This is a genomic window from Marinobacter changyiensis, assembly GCF_009193265.1.
GTDB classification, from domain to species: domain Bacteria; phylum Pseudomonadota; class Gammaproteobacteria; order Pseudomonadales; family Oleiphilaceae; genus Marinobacter; species Marinobacter changyiensis.
The window spans coordinates 35945-57927 of record NZ_VZZZ01000007.1 but is presented as its reverse complement, the minus strand read 5'-3'; the positions used below and the strand labels follow the sequence as shown (position 1 = coordinate 57927).

Below are 21983 nucleotides of genomic sequence, written 5' to 3'. Positions count from 1 at the left end.
GGAGCTTTCCCGGCGCGGATTCTGATTGCGCCCGACTGACTTAGTTTCATGGTACTTGCTCATTGGTTTGAGTAGGTACTTCTACGTGTGTAAAATAGCCAGCCCCCCTTTTCAGTGTCAAAGGTCGATTTTATTGCAAGTGCATTATCATCCTTTTGATTGAAAAAGAATTTTTTTGCGAGAGAACGCTTATGATGACAGGTTTGTATCATCCCGATGAATTCAGGGACAACTGCGGATTTGGTCTCATTGCCCACATGAAAGGGCAGACCAGCCACAAGTTGTTGCAAACTGCCATCGAGTCTCTGACCTGCATGACCCACCGAGGTGGTATTGCAGCAGACGGCAAGACTGGTGATGGTTGTGGCCTGTTGATCCAGAAACCTGACACGTTTTTGCGCAAGGTCGCAAAAGATGCGTTCGGGAAAAAGCTCAGTCCTTCTTTTGCGATCGGGCAGATCTTTCTGAGCCAGGACGATGCCAAAGCCGAAGCAGGCCGTGCGGCCATCGAAAAGCGGCTCACCGAACAGGGTCTGAACATTGCCGGTTGGCGGGTGGTGCCGACCAACAACGATTGTCTTGGTCCTATGGCACTGGACTGCCTGCCCAAGATAGAGCAGGTTTTTGTTGAACCGGCGGGTAAAAACGAGCGCCAGTTTGCCATTAACCTGTTTGTGGGTCGTCGTCATGCGGAAAATGACATGGCGGATGACCCGGAGTTCTATATCTGCAGCCTGTCGCATCAGACGCTCTCCTATAAAGGGTTGATGATGCCGGCAGACCTGACGACCTTTTATCCGGATCTTGGCGACCCGTTACTGGAAACGGCGATTTGCGTCTTTCATCAGCGTTTCTCCACCAATACCATGCCGCGGTGGCCACTGGCGCAGCCTTTCCGTTACCTTGCCCACAACGGTGAGATCAATACGGTGTCGGGCAACCGTAACTGGGCCATTGCGCGGGCGTCCAAGTTCAGTTCGCCGGAGCTTCCGGATCTGCAAACCCTACAACCGCTGGTTAACCTGACCGGATCCGATTCTTCCAGCATGGACAACATGCTGGAAGTGTTGCTGGCAGGCGGGGTTGACTTGTTCCGGGCGGCCAGGATGATGATTCCCCCAGCCTGGCAGAATGTCGACACCATGGACTCTCAGCTGCGGGCATTCTACGAATATAATTCCATGCACATGGAACCCTGGGACGGCCCGGCGGGTCTGGTGCTGACGGACGGCCGCTACGCCGTATGCATGCTGGATCGAAACGGTCTGCGCCCGGCTCGTTGGGTTATTACCAAAGACGATTTCATTACCCTGGCGTCGGAAATAGGTACCTACAGTTATAAGCCTGAAGATGTGGTTGCAAAAGGCCGGGTAGGGCCAGGCCAGATGATCGCAGTGGATACCGAGTCTGGTGAGTTATTGCATAACCACGACATCGATAATCGCCTCAAGAGCAGTCAGCCCTATAAGCGCTGGCTGCGGGAGAACAGCCTGCGGGTTGAAGCGACGCTGAACCAGGACACCCCTGAATTCAAACTGATGGACGCTGACGAGTTGCTGGTTCACCAGAAAATGTTCATGGTGTCCTTTGAGGAGCGTGACCAGATCCTCCGGCCGTTGGCCGAGAACGGCCAGGAGGCGGTCGGTTCCATGGGCGACGATACTCCGATGGCTGTGCTGTCGAGTCGCGTGCGCCACACTGCCGACTACTTCCGCCAGAAATTTGCCCAGGTGACCAACCCGGCCATAGATCCGCTGCGGGAGTCGATCGTGATGTCTCTTGAGACCTGTCTCGGGGCGGAGCGAAATGTTTTCGAGGAAACCGCAGATCATGCTAACCGGATTATTCTTTCCACGCCGGTGCTGTCTCCGGCCAAATTTCTGCGCATCGTAAATAATGAGAGGGCAGGGTTTGAGGTGGCAGAGATCCGCCTAGGCTATCGACCGGAGCTCGGCCTCAAACAGGCGGTCGAAACGGTCTGCGAGGAAGCCGAACAAGCGGTTCGCAACGGTAAGGTACTGCTGGTTTTGACTGACAAACATCTCCAGAAAGGCGAGTTGCCGGTAAACGCCATGATGGCCACCGGTGCTGTACACCACCACCTGGTGGAAAAAGGTCTCCGTTGCGACGCCAATATACTGGTGGAAACCGGCTGGGCCCGTGATCCGCACCATTTCGCAGTGCTGTTCGGCTTCGGTGCCACGGCGGTTTATCCGTATCTGGCGTATCAGGTCCTGAACGATCTGATTCGCACCGGCGAAGTGCTGATGGACCCGATCGAGGCCAAGAACAATTACCGCAAAGGCATTAACAAAGGCCTGCTCAAGATCCTGTCCAAGATGGGTATCTCAACGGTGACGTCCTATCGCGGGGCACAACTGTTTGAGGCCATCGGTATTGCAGATGAGGTCGTGGATCTTTGCTTTAAAGGGGTTGCGAGCCGCATTCAGGGCGCCGGTTTCTTTGAATTTCAGCAGGACCAGGAGCAACTTGCTGATGTGGCCTGGAAGCCTCGCAAGCAGATATCGCCAGGCGGACTGTTGAAGTACATTCATGGTCAGGAGTATCACGCGTTCAATCCTGATGTGGTGACGACTTTGCAGCAGGCCGTCACTTCAGGAGAGTACGGAACCTATCGGGAGTATGCGGCGCTGGTTAACGAACGACCTGTCGCGACACTGCGGGATTTGCTGACGTTTCGTAAGGATATCAAGGCCATCGATCTGGCCGAGGTTGAGCCGGTGGAGTCAATCTTCACCCGCTTTGATTCTGCAGCTATGTCCCTGGGTGCGCTTTCACCCGAGGCCCACGAAGCCCTGGCGATGGCAATGAATCGCCTGGGCGGTCGCTCCAACTCCGGTGAGGGCGGTGAGGACCCCGCCCGCCATGGCACCGAGCGCCGCTCCAAGATCAAACAAGTGGCTTCCGGCCGCTTTGGGGTGACGGCAGAGTACCTGCGCAGCGCCGATGTCATGCAGATCAAGGTGGCTCAGGGCGCCAAACCGGGCGAGGGCGGCCAGCTGCCCGGCGGCAAGGTAAATGAGCTGATTGCACGCCTGCGCTACTCGGTGCCGGGTGTGACACTGATTTCACCCCCTCCGCATCATGACATTTATTCCATTGAAGACCTTGCCCAGCTGATTTTTGATCTCAAGCAGGTCAACCCGAATGCGCTGGTGTCGGTAAAGCTGGTCTCTGAACCGGGTGTTGGCACCATCGCAGCTGGCGTGGCCAAGGCCTATGCCGATCTGATCACGATTTCAGGTTATGACGGTGGCACCGCTGCCAGCCCGCTTACCTCGATCCGCTATGCGGGTTCCCCTTGGGAGCTTGGTTTGAGTGAGGCCCAGCAGGCTCTGCGCTCCAATGACCTGCGTGGCAAAATCCGCTTGCAGACCGACGGCGGCATCAAAACCGGCCTGGACGTGGTAAAAGCCGCTATTCTGGGTGCTGAGAGCTTTGGTTTTGGCACCACGCCGATGGTAGCTCTGGGATGCAAATACCTGCGAATTTGTCATCTCAATAACTGTGCTACGGGCGTCGCGACTCAGAACCAGCGGCTCCGGGACGAACACTTTGAAGGCACAGTCGAGATGGCGATGAATTTCTTCCGCTTTGTTGCGGAAGAGACTCGTGAATGGTTGTCCAAACTCGGGGTGAGGTCGCTTGAGGAGCTGGTCGGTCGTACCGAATTGCTGGAGCGCTTGCCGGGTGATACTCCGCGCCAACAGAAGCTTGATCTGTCACGGCTGCTTGGCAATGATATGATTCCCGCTGACAAGCCCCATACCTGCCAGGTAGAGCGTAACCATCCTTTTGACAAGGGTGCTCTGGCAGAACGCATGGTCGAGGATGCCATGGAGGCTATAAAGAACAAGTCAGGGGGCACCTTCAGTTACAGGGTAACCAACTGTGATCGTTCTATCGGTGCCCGGTTGTCCGGTGAAATCGCAGAAATCCACGGTAATCAGGGCATGGTTGATGCACCGATCACCCTTGAGCTGGAAGGCACCGCGGGTCAGAGCTTTGGGGTCTGGAACGTGTCGGGTCTCAATATGGTCCTCGACGGCGACGCCAACGATTATGTCGGCAAGGGTATGACCGGCGGCAAACTGGTTATTCGCCCGCAAAAGGTCAGTACATTCAAGTCCCAGGAAACCTCCATTGTGGGCAACACCTGCCTCTATGGCGCAACGGGGGGCAAGCTGTTTGCCGCCGGGACCGCTGGCGAGCGCTTCGGTGTGCGCAACTCGGGAGCTCAAGCTGTGGTTGAGGGCGTAGGCGATCACTGTTGCGAGTACATGACGGGTGGCCTGATAACGGTGCTGGGCTCCACGGGCCACAACTTTGGCGCCGGCATGACCGGAGGCTTCGCCTACGTTATGGACCAGAAGAATACCTTTGTGGACAAGTACAATCATGAACTGGTCGAAATTCAGCGCATTTCCAGTGAAGACATGGAGCCGTACCGTAATCACCTGAGGGGTGTGGTGCGAGAGCATGTGTCGGAAACCGGCAGCGAGTGGGCCAGGCATATTCTTGACAATTTCGATGACTATATTGGTCGCTTCTGGCTGGTGAAGCCCAAGGCTGCAAGCCTCAGGAGTTTGTTGGCCAGCACCCGGGGTCGTCCTGAGTAAGGCGCGACGATGGAGTGGGCCAGGCTTGCCGGCTTGATGTCGGCAGGCTCTCGAAATTGAGCTGATGAGAGCAACATAATGAAAGAACGTCTTAACAACGACTTCCAGTTTATCGAGGTCGGACGCATCGACCCGAAGAAAGTGCCGGCAAAAAAGCGGAAAAAGGAATTTGGCGAGATTTATCATCCGTTCAAGCAGGATGAAGCGGCCGAACAGTCACATCGTTGTCTGGAGTGTGGTAACCCCTATTGTGAGTGGAAGTGTCCGGTCCACAACTACATTCCGAACTGGCTGAAACTGGTGGCTGAAGGCAACATTCTCAAAGCAGCGGAGTTGTGTCACCAGACCAACTCGCTGCCCGAGGTGTGTGGCCGGGTTTGCCCGCAGGACCGTCTGTGTGAGGGCGCCTGCACCCTGAACGACGGCTATGGCGCCGTCACCATCGGCTCCGTGGAAAAGTACATTACCGATACCGCATTCGCGTTAGGCTGGCGTCCGGACCTGTCCCACGTTACCTGGACGGATAAAAAAGTTGCTGTTATCGGTGCCGGTCCAGCTGGCCTCGGGTGCGCTGATATATTGGCCCGTAACGGAGTCAAGCCGGTGGTCTTTGATCGCTATCCCGAGATCGGTGGCTTGTTGACCTTCGGTATCCCCGAGTTCAAGCTCGAAAAGTCCGTGATGACACGCCGTCGCCAGATATTTGAGGAAATGGGCGTTGAGTTCCGGCTCTCTACCGAAGTAGGCAAAGACGTGATGATGGACGACATCATCAAAGACTACGATGCGGTGTTTATGGGGATGGGAACCTATACCTACATGAAAGGCGGCTTTCCCGGCGAAGATCTGCCCGGAGTCTACGATGCGCTGCCGTTCCTGGTGTCGAACGTGAGTCGTCGCCTTGGATTTGAGAATGATGAGGACGACTTCATCGACATGAAGGGCAAACGGGTGGTCGTGCTTGGTGGCGGCGATACCGCCATGGATTGCAACCGGACCTCGATACGCCAGATGGCTACCAGCGTGGCTTGCGCCTATCGTCGTGACGAGGCCAACATGCCGGGTTCCCGTCGTGAGGTGTCTAATGCCAAGGAAGAGGGCGTGAAATTCCTGTTCAACCGGCAGCCGATCGCCATTATTGGTGAAGATAAGGTCGAAGGCGTGAAGGTCGTACAGACCCGGCTGGGCGAGCCCGATGAAAATGGTCGCCGCCGTCCGGAGGTGATTCCCGGCAGTGAAGAAGTGATCCCGGCGGACGCTGTTCTCGTAGCTTTCGGTTTCCGCCCGAGTCCTTCCGACTGGTTTGGTGAGCTTGATATAGCGACCGACGAGTCCGGGCGTGTCACGGCGGAAGAAAACGCCGAGTATCCGTTCCAGACCTCCAACACCAAGATCTTCGCAGGGGGCGATATGGTTCGTGGCTCCGACCTGGTGGTCACAGCCATCTGGGAAGGTCGCCAGGCCGCCGAGGGCATACTCGATTACCTCGACATTTGATTGTCGTATCCCCGACCAAACAGGATTTGCATGACTGAACTTAAGAACGACCGTTTTCTCCGCGCTCTGATGCGACAGCCTGTCGACCGCACGCCCGTCTGGATGATGCGCCAGGCGGGGCGTTACCTGCCGGAGTACCGGGCTGCCCGCGAGAAAGCCGGCGACTTCCTGAGCCTCTGCAAGAATACCGAGCTGGCCTGTGAAGTGACTTTACAGCCCCTTGAGCGCTACCCGCTTGATGCAGCGATCCTGTTTTCGGATATCCTGACAATCCCCGATGCCATGGGGTTGGGCTTGTATTTCGAAACCGGCGAAGGCCCCAAATTCCGCAAAACCGTGCGGACGGCGGCGGATGTCGATGCCCTGCCAACACTCAAGGCGGATTCAGACCTGGAGTACGTGATGAATGCGGTCAGCACCATCCGGCGGGAGCTGAATGGGCGCGTGCCGCTGATCGGTTTTTCAGGCAGTCCCTGGACGTTGGCCACCTACATGGTCGAGGGCAGCTCATCGAAGGATTTCCGCGAAGCCAAGCGACTGATGTACTCGGAGCCCGAGGTGATGCATCGTTTGCTGGCTCATCTTGCTGTTGCGGTGACGGATTATCTCAACTGTCAGATTCGCGCTGGCGCCCAGGCGGTGCAGATTTTCGACACCTGGGGTGGCGTGCTCAGTAGCTGGGCCTATGAGGAATTCTCTCTGGCCTACATGAAGAAAATCGTGGATGGTCTGATTCCCGAACATGAAGGCCGGCGCGTTCCGGTGATCCTGTTCACCAAAAATGGCGGTCAATGGCTCGAGAGTATGGCGGCCACAGGCGCTGATGCGCTGGGGCTTGACTGGACGACGGACATTGGCAAGGCCCGGGCGCGGGTAGGGGATACCGTTACCCTGCAAGGCAATATGGACCCGTCGATGCTGTATGCCCCCAAGGGCCGGATTCGAGAGGAAGTTGCGGACATACTGCGACGATTCGGTGAAGGCAGCGGGCATATCTTCAATCTGGGACATGGTATTACGCCGGATGTTGACCCAGCCCATGCGGGTGCCTTTATCGAGGCGGTTGTTGAATTGAGTCCGGCTTACCACAAGGGCTGAATGCGGGCTGGCGCACGGGCGTCCGGGGCACTATAGTGCGGGTATATTGGTATAACAATAAGGCCGCAAACTGTGAATATCGCCCGTCCGGAAAAGCGCCAGTTCCGCCGCATATTGTTTGATGCGCGCTGTGATATCCATTGCCAGGATGAGATCTGGGCCACGCAGGTTCTGGATATTTCGATGAAAGGTGTGCTGGTCCGGCGGCCGCGCAACTGGTCAGCGCCCCTCAATCAGGTGTTTGAAGTGACCATTCATCTTGACGACCGTGAAAGCGGGATTGTCATGGCAGTGGAACTTCGCCATGTCGAAGCCGACAAGCTGGGTTTCAAATGTGAATACATCGATCTTGAAAGTGCGTCCCACCTCAAGCGCCTGGTCGAACTTAACCTGGGTGATCCGACCCTGCTTGATCGGGAGCTCAGCCATCTGATGGGTGTGTGAGCGCCTATAGTTCTTCCAGCGCGGTCAGGGCATCGCTCAGTTTCGTTACCGGGATAACCTTCATGTTCTCGATAGTCTTTCGCGGCGCGTTACCTTTCGGGACGAGTGCTCGGGTAAAGCCGTGTTTGGCGGCTTCGTAAATCCGCTCCTGGCCGCTTGGTACCGGTCGAATCTCCCCGGATAACCCTACTTCGCCAAAAATCACCAGATCCTGAGGCAACGCCCGATCCCGGAAGGATGAGACCACAGCCGCCAGCAACGCCAGATCGGCACTGGTTTCGCTCACCTTGACGCCACCCACCACGTTGACGAACACGTCCTGATCAGCGCAGTGTAAACCGCCATGGCGGTGCAAAACTGCCAGCAGCATGGCCAGGCGATTCTGATCCAGCCCCACGGCTACCCTGCGGGGGTAGCCGCCCTGAGCGACGTCGACCAGAGCCTGGATTTCGACCAGCATGGGTCGGGTACCTTCCCATATGACCATAACAACACTGCCCGGGGCGGCCTCCTCCCCGCGGTTCAGGAAGATGGCGCTGGGGTTTTTAACCTCTTTCAGGCCCTGCTCCAGCATGGCGAATACGCCCAGTTCGTTGACCGCGCCAAACCGGTTTTTGGTCCCCCGCAGGGTGCGATAGCGGCTGTCACTGGAACCTTCCAGCAAAATAGAGCAGTCGATCATGTGCTCGAGTACCTTGGGCCCTGCCAGGCTGCCATCTTTGGTTACATGGCCAACCAGAAACAGAATGGTGCCGGTCTGCTTGGCAAAACGGGTGAGGTAGGCGGCACTTTCCCGGACCTGGGAGACGCTGCCGGGGGCAGACTCCACCTCACTGATATGCATGACCTGAATACTGTCCACCACCAGAACCCGTGGCTTTTCTGCCTCCGCAATCTGGATGACACGCTCAACACTGGTTTCCGACAGCATCATCAGTTTGCTGGTGGGCAGTTCGAGGCGCTTGGCCCGCATGGCGACCTGCTGCAGCGATTCCTCGCCGGTCACATAAAGCGCGGGAATTCTGCCGGCCAGGTGGCAGACAGTCTGAAGCAAAAGGGTGCTTTTGCCCGCGCCGGGATGGCCACCCATCAGAATGGCCGAACCTTCGACCAGGCCACCGCCGAGAACCCGATCGAGCTCCTGCATGCCGGAGCTGATGCGGGACTGCTCGCTGAGGTTAACGGAATCCAGCGTCTGGACGGCCGAAAGGCTACCGGCGAAACCCTCGAACCGGATACCGCGACTGCTGCCCGCGCTGGCGGAACTGCTCACGCCCCGCACTTCACTGATGGTATTCCAGGCCTGGCAGGCGGTGCACTGGCCCTGCCATTTGGAGTAGTCTGCGCCGCACTCGGTGCAGACGTAGGCCGTTCTGGCTTTTGCCATCAGGCCAGCTTCTTGTATTTCATGCGTTGGGGCACGAGCGCGGAATCACCTTTGCGTTTCTTGTGATCTTCGTCGTATTCGGTGAAATTGCCCTCGAAGAACACGACTTCGCTATCGCCTTCGAACGCCAGAATATGGGTGGCAACCCGGTCAAGGAACCAGCGATCGTGCGAAATCACCATAACGGTGCCGGGGAAGTTAAGCAGCGCCTCTTCCAATGCCCGCAGCGTTTCGACGTCGAGATCGTTTGTAGGTTCGTCCAGCAACAGCACGTTGCCGCCTTCTTTCAACAATTTGGCCAGATGCAGGCGGTTGCGTTCGCCACCGGACAGGTCTGCGACCCGCTTTTGCTGGTCACCGCCTTTGAAGTTGAAGCGGCCTACATAGGCCCTCGACGGCGTCTGGTAGTTGCCAACCTGGATAATGTCCTGGCCATCGCTGAGCTCCTCCCACACGGTTTTGTCGCCGTCGAGATCCCGCATCTGGTCGACATAGGCCAGTTTAACGGACTCGCCGATGGTGATGGTTCCGGAGTCCGGCTTGTCATGGCCCGCAATCATCCGGAAAAGTGTCGATTTACCGGCACCGTTACCGCCGATAATACCGACAATGGAGCCCGGGGGAATGCTCAGACTCAGGTTCTCGTACAGCAGCGTGTCACCAAACGATTTGCTGATGTTGTCGATCTCGATCACCTTGTCGCCCAGACGGGGGCCCGGCGGAATATAGAGTTCGTTGGTTTCGTTGCGCTTCTGGAAGTCCTGGGAGCTCAGTTCGTCAAAGCGGGCCAGTCGGGCCTTGCTCTTGGATTGCCGGCCCTTGGCATTACTGCGCACCCATTCCAGCTCGTGCTTGATGGATTTCTGCCGGGCATCTTCCTGTTTGGACTCCAGCTCGAGACGTTTTTGTTTGGCTTCCAGCCACTGGCTGTAGTTGCCTTCAAACGGAATGCCGTGACCGCGGTCAAGTTCGAGAATCCAGCCTGCGACATTGTCCAGGAAGTACCGGTCGTGGGTAATGGCGACCACGGTGCCCGGGTAGTCATGGAGAAACCGCTCCAACCAGGCCACCGATTCGGCATCCAGATGGTTGGTTGGCTCATCAAGCAACAGCATGTCCGGGCCGGACAACAACAGGCGGCACAAGGCAACCCGGCGTCGTTCACCGCCCGACAGGGTCGCTATGCGGGCGTCCCAGGGCGGCAGTCTCAGGGCGTCAGCCGCCACTTCGAGCTTGCGTTCGATGTCATGGCCGTCCACGGCCTGGATAAAACTTTCCAGTTCACCCTGTTTTTTCGCCAGCGCATCGAAGTCGGCGTCCGGTTCCGCGTAAGCGGCGTAAACCTGATCCAGTTCAGCAAGTGCGTTATGGACTGCCTCGGCGGCTTCATCGACCACTTCTTTAACAGTTTTGCTGTCGTCGAGCTCGGGCTCCTGGGGCAGGTAGCCGACGTTAATGCCGGGCTGGGGGCGGGCTTCACCGATGTAATCCTGGTCGATGCCCGCCATAATCCTGAGTAGGGTCGACTTACCGGAGCCGTTGAGACCAAGCACGCCAATTTTGGCCCCCGGGAAGAAGCTCAGGGAGATATCCTTGAGGATTTCGCGTTTGGGCGGGACAACCTTGCCCACCCGGTTCATGGAAAATACGTACTGGGCCATAGCTGGCAGGATCCTTTCGTTTGGTGTCCGTTCTCGTGAAACTGGCCTGTAAAGGTAGCGAAACCGCTGCCTTATAGCAATCGGTGTCAACGGCGGCATGCTCGGCTGGCTTTAGTGCTGAAAAGGTGATTTCAAGGCCCGTAATACGTTAGAATAGCGGCCCTATTTTTCACAGCCGAATTCAGATTGTCTGCCGGGCAGACACAGCAAACAGGGGCAGCAAATCAATGTTTAACCGTGATATGAAAATCGCCGGATACGACGACGAAATCTGGAATGCCATTCAGGCCGAAACCATACGCCAGGAAACGCATATCGAGCTTATTGCATCGGAGAACTATACCAGCCCGCGCGTAATGGAAGCCCAGGGCTCTGCGCTCACCAACAAATACGCGGAAGGGTATCCGGGCAAGCGTTATTACGGTGGCTGCGAATACGTTGATGTTGCCGAGAAGTTGGCCATCGACCGAGCCAGGCAATTGTTCGGCGCAGCGTATGCCAACGTGCAGCCGCATTCCGGATCACAAGCCAACTCGGCGGTCTTCATGGCGTTGCTCAAACCCGGTGACACGGTCCTCGGCATGAGCCTGGCCCATGGCGGCCACCTGACCCATGGCGCGTCAGTGAATTTTTCCGGCAAGATATACAATGCGGTCCAGTACGGGATCAACACGGATACTGGCCTGATCGATTACGATGAAGTTGAGCAGCTGGCCCTCGACCATAAGCCCAAAATGATTATTGCCGGGTTCTCGGCCTATTCCCAGAAGCTCGATTTCGCGCGCTTTCGCGCCATTGCCGACAAGATCGGTGCCTACCTGTTTGTCGACATGGCCCATGTGGCCGGTCTGGTTGCCGCAGGTGTTTATCCGGATCCGATTCCCCATGCCCACGTGGTCACAACGACGACCCACAAAACCTTGCGCGGCCCCCGCGGCGGGCTGATTCTCGCCTGTGATGACGCCGATCTGCAGAAAAAACTGAACTCGGCTGTTTTCCCCGGCAGCCAGGGCGGCCCCTTGATGCACGTGATCGCGGCCAAGGCAATCTGTTTCAAGGAAGCCATGAGCGATGAGTTCAAGGTATATCAGCAGCAGGTCATCAAAAATGCCAAGGCAATGGCTGAAGCTTTTGTCGCCAGGGGTTTTGATGTGGTCTCTGGTGGCACTACTAACCACCTGTTCCTGGTCAGCCTGATCAAGCAGGATATTACTGGCAAAGACGCGGATGCAGCGCTCGGTCGCGCTTACATCACGGTGAACAAGAACGCTGTTCCCAACGATCCGCGCTCTCCGTTTGTGACCTCCGGCTTGCGGATCGGCACGCCTGCAGTGACCACCCGAGGATTCGGAGAGTCCGAGTGCCGGGAACTGGCGGGTTGGATGTGCGATATACTCGACAACATCGACAGTGACGAAGTCAACGCCCGGGTCAAAGAACAGGTCAGCGCGCTCTGCGCGCGCTTTCCTGTTTATGGCACCTGAGCCCCTCAGCTAATGACCGGGCCTTGCACTTGCAGGGCGCCGGCATCCTCCGGGAGCACCAAGCATGCATTGCCCTTTCTGTGGTGAAGCTGATACCAAGGTCATCGATTCACGGCTGGTTGCCGAAGGTGACCAGGTGCGCCGCCGAAGGGAGTGCCTTTCGTGCCGTGAGCGCTTCACCACCTTTGAATCTGCAGAACTGGTTATGCCCCGCGTGGTCAAGCAGGATGGCACTCGCCAGCCATTCGACGAGGAAAAACTGCGGGCCGGGCTGATGAAAGCGCTGGAGAAAAGGCCGGTCAGCATTGAGGACATCGAAGCCGCTTTGACCCGGGTCCGGTTCCGTCTGCGAGCCACCGGTGAGCGGGAAATCAAGTCGATGCAGCTGGGGGAGGAGATCATGAGTGAACTCCGTCAGCTAGATAAAGTCGCCTATGTTCGTTTCGCTTCGGTCTATCGGAGCTTCCAGGATATCAACGAATTCAAGGAAGAGATTGAGCGCTTGTCCGCCCATATGGGTGAGGGTGCTGACGCTTCCGATGTGGCCAAGGCCCTGGCCGAAAATGATAAGCCAAAGGGCCGCACATGATCGATGCCAGAGATACCGCTCTGATGGCCAGAGCTGTCCAGTTGGCCTGGCGGGGTCGCTACTCGACCCATCCCAATCCCCGGGTAGGTTGTGTCATCGCCAAGGACGGAAGGATTCTCGGTGAGGGCTGGCACGAGCGTGCCGGTGAGGCTCACGCAGAGGTCCGGGCGATAAGCCAGGCGGGTCCGGAGGCCCGGGGGGCGACGGTGTATGTCACCCTGGAGCCGTGCAGTCACTTCGGCCGCACACCGCCTTGCTCCCGGGCATTGATTGATGCTGGCGTGGCACATATTTTTGCGGCGACCAAGGATCCCAACCCGGCAGTGTCAGGCCGTGGCCTCCAGCAGCTGCGGGACGCTGGGGTTCGCGTCACCGAGGGGTTGCTGGCTGAGGAAGCGGCGAAGCTGAACCCGGGGTTTATGAAACGCATGAATACCGGTCGCCCCTTTGTCCGGGTCAAGGTGGCAGCAAGCCTGGATGGCCGCACCGCCATGGCGTCGGGGGAAAGCCAGTGGATCACCGGGGCTGACTCCAGACGTGACGTACAGCGTTTGCGCGCCATGAGCGATGCCATCCTGACGGGGGTGGGTACAGTCCTTGTCGATGACCCGTCCTTGACGGTTCGTCGCAGCGAGCTCGGTGATATTGGCCTGGCGACCGAGCCCGCGCGTCAGCCGCTCAGGGTGATTGCAGATCGCGACGCCCGCACTCCTCCGGGTGCCAGGATCCTGCAGGGCGGGAATGTTCAGGTTTTTTGTTCTTCGGAGGCGCTGAGCACGGCACCTGCTCAGGATCTTGCCGCGCTCGGCGTCGGTATTACCGGCGTCGGCTGGCAGAGTGACGGGGTTGATCTTGGTCAATTGCTGGATGCGCTTGGTGATATTGGCATCAACGAATTGCTGGTTGAGGCGGGGCCGCGATTGGCGGGCGCCTTCGTGTCCGGACGGCTGGTGGATGAGCTGTGGCTGTATCAGGCGCCGTTGTTTTTAGGTAGCGAAGGTCGGCCAACGGTGGCGCTACCGCTGGAAAATATGGCTGACAAAGTACAATGGACGGTAACGGATCGTCGCCAGATCGGTGACGACCAGCGCTGGATCCTGGCGCTGCAATAGGTTCACGGCACTTGTCATTGTGGCAGGCTTGTCGATCACGAATTTCAAAGCATGATCTGTTCGCGAACAACGAATGGGTCGAAAGGGTACAAAGCCTTATGGCACTGAATAGCATCGAAGATATTGTTGAGGACATCCGTCTGGGCAAAATGGTCATCCTGATGGACGATGAAGATCGCGAGAACGAGGGTGACCTGGTGATGGCCGCTGAATTCTGCACCCCCGAGGCGATCAATTTCATGGCCCGTTTCGGGCGTGGTCTGATCTGCATGCCGATGACCCGTGAGCGTTGCGAACAACTGGACCTGCCACTGATGGTGCATCGCAATGCGTCTGGATTTGGCACCAAATTCACCCTGTCCATCGAGGCAACGGTGGGTGTGACCACCGGTATCTCGGCAGCAGACCGGGCGCGCACCGTGCAGGCCGCCGTAGCCAAGGCAGCCAAGCCGGAAGATCTGGTCCAGCCCGGTCATATTTTCCCGCTGATGGCCGATCCGGGCGGTGTGCTCAGTCGTGCCGGACACACGGAAGCGTCCTGTGATCTGGCCGCTCTTGCGGGTTGCGAGCCTGCCGGGGTGATCTGCGAAATCATGAATGACGACGGCTCCATGGCGCGTCGTGAAGATCTTGAGGCGTTCGCCCAGCTTCATGACCTGAAGATCGGTACCATTGCTGATCTGATCCATTACCGCACACTCAACGAGCGCACCGTCGAGTGTATCGAACAGTACGACCTGGATACCGAGTATGGGGTGTTCAATCTGCGTACCTACCGCGACAACATTCAGGGTGCTACCCACCTGGCCATGGTCATGGGTGACATCCAACCGGGTGAGCCTGCCCTGGTGCGCGTGCATATTACTGACACACTCCGTGACTTGCTGGGCGCACGCAGGCAAGGTTCGGGCAGCTGGCCATTGCATCATGCGCTCAGAACTGTTGGTGAGGCGGGCACCGGCGTCGTTGTGCTGTTGAACAGTGCAGCCGACAGCCATAACCTCGAAGACCGCATTCATGAGTTCTTTGATGCCGCCCGGGGTTCGTCAGGCAAGGGCAGCTCGGGGGTCTATTTTACGATCGGTACCGGGTCCCAAATTCTGCGGGATATCGGCGTCGGAAAAATGCGGCTGTTAAGTGCGCCCATCAAGTTTTCGGCCATTTCCGGTTTTGATCTCGAGGTTGTCGAATACCTCCCTTACAACCCAAACTGAATGAACCGGGCCTGCGCCAGTCGGGCCCGGACAGGAGTCCATAATGGCAGATATCAAAGTAATTGAAGGCGATTTCACCCAGTGTTCCGGGCGCTATGCGCTGGTGGTTGGCAGATTCAACGGGTTTGTGGTCGAGAGCCTGGTGGCAGGGGCCGTCGACACCCTGCGGCGCCATGGTATTGCCGATGGTGATATCGCAATTATCCGGGTTCCCGGTGCTTATGAGATGCCGCTGGCGGTCAAGCGTGTTGCGGAAACCGCTCATTACGATGCGATCATTGCACTGGGTGCCGTGATACGTGGCGGAACGCCGCATTTCGAGTATGTTGCCGGTGAGGCGGCCAGTGGCATTGGTGCGGTAAGCCTGGAAACCGATATACCGGTCACTTTCGGCGTGCTGACCGTTGACAGTATCGAGCAGGCTATCGAGCGCTCAGGCACGAAAGCGGGCAACAAAGGTGCTGAAGCTGCTATTACAGCTCTGGAAATGGTCAGTTTATTTAAAAAGTTGGGCGAGTGATGGTTGAGTCTGATGACACAGAATCCATGGCTGAAGGTGCGAGTCCTGCCCGCAAGCCAAAAGCCGGCGAGCGCAGGCGCGCCCGTATTTTTGCCATGCAAGGCTTGTATCAACGTCATTTCAGCAAAAGCCCTATTGCTGACATCGAGGCGGAGTTCATGGTGGACAACGACATGGGCAACGTTGATACCGCTTATTTTCGTGATTTGCTGAGGGGTGTGCACCGGGAACAGGCGGATCTCGACAGAACCATCGAGCCATTCCTGGACCGGCCACTGGGCGAGGTTGACGCAGTCGAACTGGCTATTGTGCGTCTCGGTGCCTACGAGCTGAAACATCGTATTGATGTGCCTTACAAGGTGGTGATCAACGAAGGTATCGAGATGGCCAAGCGTTTCGGTGGCACCGAAGGACACAAGTTTGTGAACAGTGTGCTCGATAAGCTCAGCCGCAGATTGCGGCTGGCTGAAACCCGCCACTGGTAAATGAATGAGTTTGCTCTGATCCGTCAGATTTTCATGCCGGTGGCTGAAGCCACCGGAACTCCGGCGGTCCGGCTGGGCCCGGGGGATGACTGCGCGATCCAGAGACTGCCGCCGGGTACCGAGTTGGTCTTCTCGATCGACACCCTGGTCGAAGGTGTGCATTTCCCGACAGCATATTCGCCCCGCCTGCTGGGCTGGCGAAGCCTGGCCGTCGCTGCCAGTGATCTCGCCGCCATGGGGGCAGACCCGGTTTGCTTTACTCTGGCGCTCACCTTACCTTTCTCCAACGAGGCCTGGCTGAAAGCGTTTGCTCTTGGTTTGAGCGATGCCGCCAAACACTTTGGTTTGGCTTTGGCCGGTGGTGATACGACCCGGGGTCCTTTAACGCTCTCTCTCCAGGTCCATGGTACCGTCCCGGCCGGGCAGGCAATTCTGCGCTCGGGAGCGCGGCCCGGCGATCTGATCGGGGTGTCCGGGACCTTGGGGGATGCGCGCGCGGCACTGAACTGGTTGAACGAATCCTCCCCATCCCGCCCTGTCCGGGCGTTGCTTGACCGTTATCATCACCCGGAGGCGAAACTGGCTCTGGGGCAGTTGCTTCGGGGCAGAGCTTCGGCCGCAGTCGATGTTTCCGACGGTTTGCTGGCAGATCTGGGCCACATACTCGTCGCCTCAAGAGTGGGCGCTCGTCTGATTGAACATGCGATTCCGCGGTCTGCCGCGTTAATGGCGCTTCACAGCGAGCAGGAGGCCCTGGCGATGGCGCTCAACGGTGGCGATGATTATGAAATCTGTTTTACCGTGGCGCCGGACCGCTGGCCTTCACTGGAGGAGGTTGTCAGTAGTAGCGAGCTGACCATCATTGGCGAAGTCATCCCGGAATCAGGCATATGGCTGAACGACGGGCATCAGGACCGCACTGTAATCAGCGCCGGATATGACCATTTCGGAGGCGATGAATGACCGAGGTTGCAACGTGGGTTCTAGTGAATCCGCTCTTGCTCTGGTAGCAGGCTTACGACATGCAAGAACCGTCTCAGGCCGATTTCCGCCCGGTCTCTGGACGCAAAAGGCCCGCTGTCAAAGCCCTCCCGGGTTGTGAAGTACCACTTGCCCCCGACGCAAAAGAAACGGCTACTGCGAAACGGAACCGATCCCGCTTCACCGGAACGTGCTTCAATACTCATTCAAACCTCCTGTGCCCCTGAGATTGTCGTTATTAACGGGCCGATGGCGAATACAGATACTATGTCAAAAGTAAATCAATTCAGGCTGAATTCAACAAAATATTACAAAAATTTCCAGATTCCGACGAACGGTCAGGGTGCATTCAGGCAGAAAGCCGTTTCCCGATAGGGACCGTCTGTCTTGCGCTTGTCAAATGCAGTCGTCAGAATGCGACAATTCCGTTTTCGAACCTGTGAGGTTGTTATGAAATTTTTACTGGTTTTGCTCACCAGTGTTGCTCTGGTTGGCTGCAGTACTGCCATGAAGAGTGTACAGACCTGGGAAGGTGCAGCTGCGGATGCTGATCAGGTGGCTGTGCTGGAAGCGCCAGGCAGCATTCAGGTTGTGCGGGTAAACGGCCGACAAGTTGGCAACTTCCTGATGGATGACCTGGCGCTCGACTATCAGTTGCTGCCGGGCGAGAACACCGTGGTGGTTACCCACAAGACCATCTGGGCAAAGAATACCGTGGTCAGGAATGGTGAGTCCAAGGTGCACACAGTCAAGTCGGAACCCCAGCAGTTCGTGCTGAATGCCCGCGCGGGTGAAGTGTACCGGTTTGAGATCCCGGAGCTTGCTAACCGGGAGGAAGCGGAAGCGTTTGCCGCCAATTTTGACGGCCGGATCGTGGATCAGTCCGGCCGGGTTGTGGCTGAGGCCAGCAAGCCTGCAACCAGCCCTCGGCCAGCGTTGCCCGTGTTGGAACGATCACCTGAAGCAGTCGCTGTCACACCAGCCGCAACCCCGACGGCACAGTCGGGTGAGCCCATAAATCGACTTGATGCGCTCAAACAGATTTGGGGGCAGGCAAGCGGTGAGGAAAAACGTGAATTCCTGCGCTGGGCCTTCGAGTAGCAGCCAGACGAAATGCTAATTGCGAAGGCGTCGAACTGCTTTGCGGATCACGCCTTCCATCAGATTGAGAGCATCGTCTGTCAGCGTTTGGCGGTCTTCCTGTGAAGGGTTTTTATCAGTATCGGGAGGCAGGTTGGCCGCTGCCTCTTCAATGCTGTCCAGGCTCTCTGTGACCAGCAGCTGCAGGTTTTCACCATCCGGCACCACGTCAGGACACAATGTAAAGTTGATGGTCAGTATGCCTTGATAGCTGACCGCAACAATCACAAGCCCCATTGAGTCGAACAGCGGTGCCGTATTGTACTGACGGACCAGCCGGGCGCCCTGAAGGTAGAGCGGCACCTGGGGCCCCGGCACATTGGTGATCGGCACGTTGAACACCGGCTGATAACGTTGCGCCAGCTGGAGTTCCGAATAGAGCCGGGCAGAGAGTGCCAGCATGGTCGATGGTACCAGCTCGGTCAGCCGGTCGGCGGAAATGGCTTCCTGATAGGGCTCCGAAGCCACTGCGTTCCGGTGTATCAGTCGAATTCGCCGGGCCGGGTCGGGCTCGTCTGTTGCCAGGTTGAGCAGCATGGCTGACATCTGGTTGCCTGTTGGGGATCGCAAACTCTTGGATCTGACCGATACGGGTGTCATGGCGACCAGTGACCGCTGGGTATCGGCGCCCTGGGCCTCCATGTAGCGCCGCAGGGTCTCAGCACAGATCCCGAGCACAACGTCATTGAGAGTGACGTCGCCCAGACTGGCCTTTATCGCCTTCAGTCTTGGTAGTTCGATACTGGCGGCCACAATGCGTCGGTTGGCGGTAATTTGCCGGTTAAAAGGGCTGTGGGGTGCCTGGAACAGCGGGAATGGCAGTGGCAGCTTATGCAGCTGTCGCCGAATCAGGCCGCGGGCGGTGGCTTCCACAGCGCTAGTTGCCAGGGAGGCCATCTGAAAGGGTTTTCGCAACAGATTGGCGCTGGCTTGCAGGACGACCCGCTCATCCGAGGGGGCTGAGCGTGGCTGCCAGGGTTCGGGCAAAGTAATGTGACGGGGTTGAGGTGCATATTCCAGTAATTTGCCCATAATTTCTTCACCACTGAAGGCATCAATGGCGGCATGGTGAAGCCGAACGATCAATGCAAACCCCTGCTTGGCATCCCCGTTGTCTTGGTGGCGGAAACCATCGACAAAGGTGATATGCCACAGTGGCCGGTCCCGCTTCAGGGGTTCTTCAAGAATTCGTGAAGCGAGTCGCATCAGGCTGTCGAGTTTGCGGTTTGCTCCCAGACTGACGTAGGCAAGGTGGCGCTCAATGCTGAACTCGGTGTCGTCAATCCAGTAGGGCCGCCCGAGCCGCAGCGGAATGTGTTTGAGCTTCTGGCGGAACAGCGGCACCACATGCAACCGGCTGCGCAGATACGCGACAAAGGTGCTGAATGCCAGTGGCTTGTCACAATCCTCACTGGCAAAGAGATAGATGCCGCCAATGTGCATCGGTGCGCTTTCTGACTCCAGGTACAGAAAAGAGGCATCCAGCTCGGATAACTGCCGCATTCAGGGCTCCCTGATTTGATCTGTTGGCACGAGTATACCCCGCCCGCGATAATGAAAAATTGACCCGGTTGTCTTTCCCTGGGCTGTGCTCGGATTACCGGCCTGCTCTGCTGTCCATTGGCTGGAGCCAGTCTGAAAAAGCGGCGGTTTCCCCAAGCTTATCCCAAAACCAGAGCAGTGCCTTGCCCACGTCGTCACTGTGTTTGGCAAGGTGAAGCACCACCGGCTGCCGGCCTTCCGCAACCGGAACGGCGACCAGGTCGCCCTTTGCCAGTTCGCCACGAATGCGCGCCTCGGGCAGCCAGCCGACCGCAAGCCCGGCCGCCTGGATCGCAATCTTCTGGTCAATATTGGTGACTGTCAGGGTACGCTGGCGGCGGAAAATACCCGCCGAGCCCGCAGGCAGACTTCTGGAGCTGTCTGCAGCGACCGCAGCCGGGTATCTGGCAATATCGTTTTCCAGCAACGGGTGCGTCACTTGGGTCAGGGGGTGGTCGGGGGCGACGGCGTAGACAAACGGCATCTTTCCCAGCACCTTGGTGGTAAAGGGTCCGGCAGGTTTGCTGAGCTGATCTGCTCCGAAGACCAGATCCACCCGGCGACTTTGCAGGGCATCCCAGGCGCCCGCGAACACTTCCTCGATCAGCTGAACCTCCACCGGTACATCCAGGGCGTAGAACTCATGAATGGCGGGGAACAGTGCATCTACCGGTAATAGCGAGTTAACCGCAATTCTGAGCCGTGTCTCCCAGCCCTTCGCAACTTGTCGGGTGGTGTGAGCGAGGGCTTCGGTCGCTTCCAGCAAGGCCCGGCCTTCGTTCAGAAGGTATCGGCCTGCGGGGGTTAGCGCCGCCCGGTGACCGCTGCGATCGAAAATCGCGACATTCAGATCTTCTTCCAGTTTCTGGACGGTGTAGCTGATGGCTGAGGGTACCCGGAACAACTCATTGGCGGCACCGGCAAAGCTGCCCCTGCGGTCAATGGCATCGAGAACTTTCAGGGCGTCGATTGTGATGGCTGTATGCATGTTCGAATAATCTGAATGTGATGGCCAGAATACATCGGTTGTTCGGCTCAGACTTCCGACGGTACCCTGTATCCATTAATCAATTCAACTGTATTAGTGTGTCCGGCCTTGTGATCTCGGCCTAGCGAGATACCAGCCGGACAATTCCGGAGGAAAGTATGGGTTTATTAGTGGATGGCAAGTGGCAGGACCAGTGGTACGACACCAAAAAAAGCGGCGGTAAATTCGAGCGTGAAAGCGCCCGGTTTCGCAACTGGGTGACGGCGGATGGGACGGCCGGACCTTCCGGGGAGGGCGGTTTCAAGGCCGAGTCCGGTCGCTACCACCTTTATGTGTCCATGGCTTGCCCATGGGCTCACCGGACGTTGATTTTCAGAGCTCTGAAAGGACTCGAAAAACACATCACGGTGTCGGTTGTGCATCCCGACATGGTTGAGAACGGTTGGGAATTTCGCCCTGAGGATTCTGCCCACCGGGACCTTATAAACAACGCCCGCTTTCTTCATGAAATCTATACAAAAGTTGCACCGGACTATACCGGCCGGGTGACCGTGCCGGTACTGTGGGACAAACAGAGGGGCGACATCGTCAGCAACGAATCTGCAGATATTATCCGGATGCTCAACTCGGCATTTAACGGCATTGCGGGTGTAAGGCAGGAGCTGGATTTTTATCCTGCCGATCTGCAAGAGGACATCGACCAGGTCAACCAACGGGTCTACGACACGGTTAATAACGGGGTCTACAAGGCGGGCTTTGCCACCGCCCAGGACGTATACGAAAAGGCTTACGGGGAGCTGTTTGATTCACTGGACTGGCTGGAGGCGCGCTTGGGTCGTCAGCGGTACCTGGTGGGGCGTCGCATTACCGAAGCGGACTGGCGCCTGTTTACGACGCTGATACGTTTTGACGCGGTGTATTTCAGCCACTTCAAATGCAACCGCCAGAGACTGGCAGATTTCGAGCATTTGTCGGGCTATCTGAGAGATCTTTACCAGGTGAGGGGCGTGGCCGGCACAGTGGATATCGGCCAGATCAAGCAGCACTATTACGTCAGTCAGCGGACGATCAATCCCACGCAGATTGTACCAGTGGGTCCGGCGCTTGATTTTGACGCGCCCCATCATCGTAGTGAGCTGGGTTCCGGCTTTGAGGGCTAGGGGGGGCCTTTCAGGCCACCCTTCATGTCACCCTTTATGCC

At 57.4% G+C, this 21983-nt stretch carries 18 protein-coding genes; 13 read left to right on the top strand and 5 right to left on the bottom strand.

The window, feature by feature from the left end; genetic code table 11:
* Positions 1-191: 191 nt before the first annotated feature.
* From gltB to F6Y09_RS18115, 4 genes are all read left to right on the top strand, one after another.
* Entirely contained in the window at positions 192-4640 is a 4449-nt protein-coding gene (gltB, locus tag F6Y09_RS18130; RefSeq protein ID WP_152208368.1) for a glutamate synthase large subunit, read from the top strand.
* 78 nt (positions 4641-4718) lie between these two features.
* Positions 4719-6137, top strand: a complete 1419-nt coding sequence (locus F6Y09_RS18125; protein ID WP_152208367.1) for an FAD-dependent oxidoreductase — start codon at positions 4719-4721, stop codon at positions 6135-6137.
* 30 nt (positions 6138-6167) lie between these two features.
* Positions 6168-7235, top strand: a complete 1068-nt coding sequence (hemE, locus tag F6Y09_RS18120; RefSeq protein ID WP_152208366.1) for a uroporphyrinogen decarboxylase — start codon at positions 6168-6170, stop codon at positions 7233-7235.
* A 72-nt stretch (positions 7236-7307) separates the two neighbouring features.
* Positions 7308-7679: a PilZ domain-containing protein gene (locus F6Y09_RS18115; RefSeq protein WP_152208365.1), complete on the top strand. Its 372-nt coding sequence runs from the start codon at positions 7308-7310 to the stop codon at positions 7677-7679.
* 4 nt (positions 7680-7683) lie between these two features.
* Here the strand turns inward: F6Y09_RS18115 and radA are convergent, their stop codons facing one another.
* Together radA and ettA are read right to left on the bottom strand one after the other, a co-directional pair.
* A complete protein-coding gene (gene radA / locus F6Y09_RS18110) occupies positions 7684-9066 on the bottom strand; it encodes a DNA repair protein RadA (RefSeq protein WP_152208364.1) in 1383 nt (460 codons plus the stop codon).
* A complete protein-coding gene (gene ettA, locus F6Y09_RS18105) occupies positions 9066-10727 on the bottom strand; it encodes an energy-dependent translational throttle protein EttA (RefSeq protein ID WP_152208363.1) in 1662 nt (553 codons plus the stop codon). Before ettA ends, radA begins: the two co-directional genes overlap by 1 nt.
* Positions 10728-10954: 227 nt before the next feature.
* On the opposite strand from ettA, the gene glyA reads away from it, so the two are divergent.
* From glyA to thiL, 7 genes are all read left to right on the top strand, one after another.
* Positions 10955-12211: a serine hydroxymethyltransferase gene (gene glyA / locus F6Y09_RS18100; protein WP_152208362.1), complete on the top strand. Its 1257-nt coding sequence runs from the start codon at positions 10955-10957 to the stop codon at positions 12209-12211.
* A gap of 64 nt (positions 12212-12275) precedes the next feature.
* Positions 12276-12800, top strand: a complete 525-nt coding sequence (nrdR, locus tag F6Y09_RS18095; RefSeq protein WP_152208361.1) for a transcriptional regulator NrdR — start codon at positions 12276-12278, stop codon at positions 12798-12800.
* On the top strand, positions 12797-13912 hold the full coding sequence (gene ribD / locus F6Y09_RS18090) for a bifunctional diaminohydroxyphosphoribosylaminopyrimidine deaminase/5-amino-6-(5-phosphoribosylamino)uracil reductase RibD (RefSeq protein WP_152208360.1): 1116 nt from the start codon (positions 12797-12799) through the stop codon (positions 13910-13912). Before nrdR ends, ribD begins: the two co-directional genes overlap by 4 nt.
* A gap of 98 nt (positions 13913-14010) precedes the next feature.
* Positions 14011-15126, top strand: a complete 1116-nt coding sequence (gene ribBA / locus F6Y09_RS18085; RefSeq protein ID WP_152208359.1) for a bifunctional 3,4-dihydroxy-2-butanone-4-phosphate synthase/GTP cyclohydrolase II — start codon at positions 14011-14013, stop codon at positions 15124-15126.
* 43 nt (positions 15127-15169) lie between these two features.
* Positions 15170-15646: a 6,7-dimethyl-8-ribityllumazine synthase gene (gene ribH, locus F6Y09_RS18080; protein ID WP_152208358.1), complete on the top strand. Its 477-nt coding sequence runs from the start codon at positions 15170-15172 to the stop codon at positions 15644-15646.
* On the top strand, positions 15646-16131 hold the full coding sequence (nusB, locus tag F6Y09_RS18075; RefSeq protein WP_179959465.1) for a transcription antitermination factor NusB: 486 nt from the start codon (positions 15646-15648) through the stop codon (positions 16129-16131). The genes ribH and nusB overlap by 1 nt, the downstream gene beginning before the upstream one ends.
* On the top strand, positions 16132-17094 hold the full coding sequence (gene thiL / locus F6Y09_RS18070; protein WP_152208357.1) for a thiamine-phosphate kinase: 963 nt from the start codon (positions 16132-16134) through the stop codon (positions 17092-17094).
* A gap of 20 nt (positions 17095-17114) precedes the next feature.
* Here the strand turns inward: thiL and F6Y09_RS18065 are convergent, their stop codons facing one another.
* On the bottom strand, positions 17115-17318 hold the full coding sequence (locus F6Y09_RS18065) for a DUF6316 family protein (RefSeq protein WP_152208356.1): 204 nt from the start codon (positions 17316-17318) through the stop codon (positions 17115-17117).
* A 244-nt stretch (positions 17319-17562) separates the two neighbouring features.
* On the opposite strand from F6Y09_RS18065, the gene F6Y09_RS18060 reads away from it, so the two are divergent.
* Positions 17563-18213, top strand: a complete 651-nt coding sequence (locus F6Y09_RS18060; protein WP_152208355.1) for a DUF2057 family protein — start codon at positions 17563-17565, stop codon at positions 18211-18213.
* Between the two features lie 15 nt (positions 18214-18228).
* Here F6Y09_RS18060 and F6Y09_RS18055 read toward each other — a convergent pair whose 3' ends face one another.
* Positions 18229-19755: a WS/DGAT/MGAT family O-acyltransferase gene (locus F6Y09_RS18055; RefSeq protein WP_152208354.1), complete on the bottom strand. Its 1527-nt coding sequence runs from the start codon at positions 19753-19755 to the stop codon at positions 18229-18231.
* 94 nt (positions 19756-19849) lie between these two features.
* Positions 19850-20782, bottom strand: coding sequence for a LysR substrate-binding domain-containing protein (locus tag F6Y09_RS18050; RefSeq protein WP_152208353.1), 933 nt, complete (start codon positions 20780-20782; stop codon positions 19850-19852).
* Between the two features lie 158 nt (positions 20783-20940).
* Between F6Y09_RS18050 and F6Y09_RS18045 the strand changes: the two genes are divergently transcribed.
* On the top strand, positions 20941-21942 hold the full coding sequence (locus tag F6Y09_RS18045; protein WP_152208352.1) for a glutathione S-transferase family protein: 1002 nt from the start codon (positions 20941-20943) through the stop codon (positions 21940-21942).
* The last annotated feature ends 41 nt before the right edge of the window (positions 21943-21983 follow it).

Coding starts and splice junctions, on each gene's coding strand:
- F6Y09_RS18125 (WP_152208367.1), top strand. CDS start 4,719: ATGAAAGAACGTCTTAACAACGACTTCCAGTTTATCGAGGTCGGACGC.
- glyA (WP_152208362.1), top strand. CDS start 10,955: ATGTTTAACCGTGATATGAAAATCGCCGGATACGACGACGAAATCTGG.
- ettA (WP_152208363.1), bottom strand. CDS start 10,727: ATGGCCCAGTACGTATTTTCCATGAACCGGGTGGGCAAGGTTGTCCCG.
- gltB (WP_152208368.1), top strand. CDS start 192: ATGATGACAGGTTTGTATCATCCCGATGAATTCAGGGACAACTGCGGA.
- ribD (WP_152208360.1), top strand. CDS start 12,797: ATGATCGATGCCAGAGATACCGCTCTGATGGCCAGAGCTGTCCAGTTG.
- ribH (WP_152208358.1), top strand. CDS start 15,170: ATGGCAGATATCAAAGTAATTGAAGGCGATTTCACCCAGTGTTCCGGG.
- F6Y09_RS18045 (WP_152208352.1), top strand. CDS start 20,941: ATGGGTTTATTAGTGGATGGCAAGTGGCAGGACCAGTGGTACGACACC.
- hemE (WP_152208366.1), top strand. CDS start 6,168: ATGACTGAACTTAAGAACGACCGTTTTCTCCGCGCTCTGATGCGACAG.
- ribBA (WP_152208359.1), top strand. CDS start 14,011: ATGGCACTGAATAGCATCGAAGATATTGTTGAGGACATCCGTCTGGGC.
- F6Y09_RS18060 (WP_152208355.1), top strand. CDS start 17,563: ATGAAATTTTTACTGGTTTTGCTCACCAGTGTTGCTCTGGTTGGCTGC.
- F6Y09_RS18065 (WP_152208356.1), bottom strand. CDS start 17,318: ATGAGTATTGAAGCACGTTCCGGTGAAGCGGGATCGGTTCCGTTTCGC.
- nusB (WP_179959465.1), top strand. CDS start 15,646: ATGGTTGAGTCTGATGACACAGAATCCATGGCTGAAGGTGCGAGTCCT.
- nrdR (WP_152208361.1), top strand. CDS start 12,276: ATGCATTGCCCTTTCTGTGGTGAAGCTGATACCAAGGTCATCGATTCA.
- radA (WP_152208364.1), bottom strand. CDS start 9,066: ATGGCAAAAGCCAGAACGGCCTACGTCTGCACCGAGTGCGGCGCAGAC.
- thiL (WP_152208357.1), top strand. CDS start 16,132: ATGAATGAGTTTGCTCTGATCCGTCAGATTTTCATGCCGGTGGCTGAA.
- F6Y09_RS18055 (WP_152208354.1), bottom strand. CDS start 19,755: ATGCGGCAGTTATCCGAGCTGGATGCCTCTTTTCTGTACCTGGAGTCA.
- F6Y09_RS18050 (WP_152208353.1), bottom strand. CDS start 20,782: ATGCATACAGCCATCACAATCGACGCCCTGAAAGTTCTCGATGCCATT.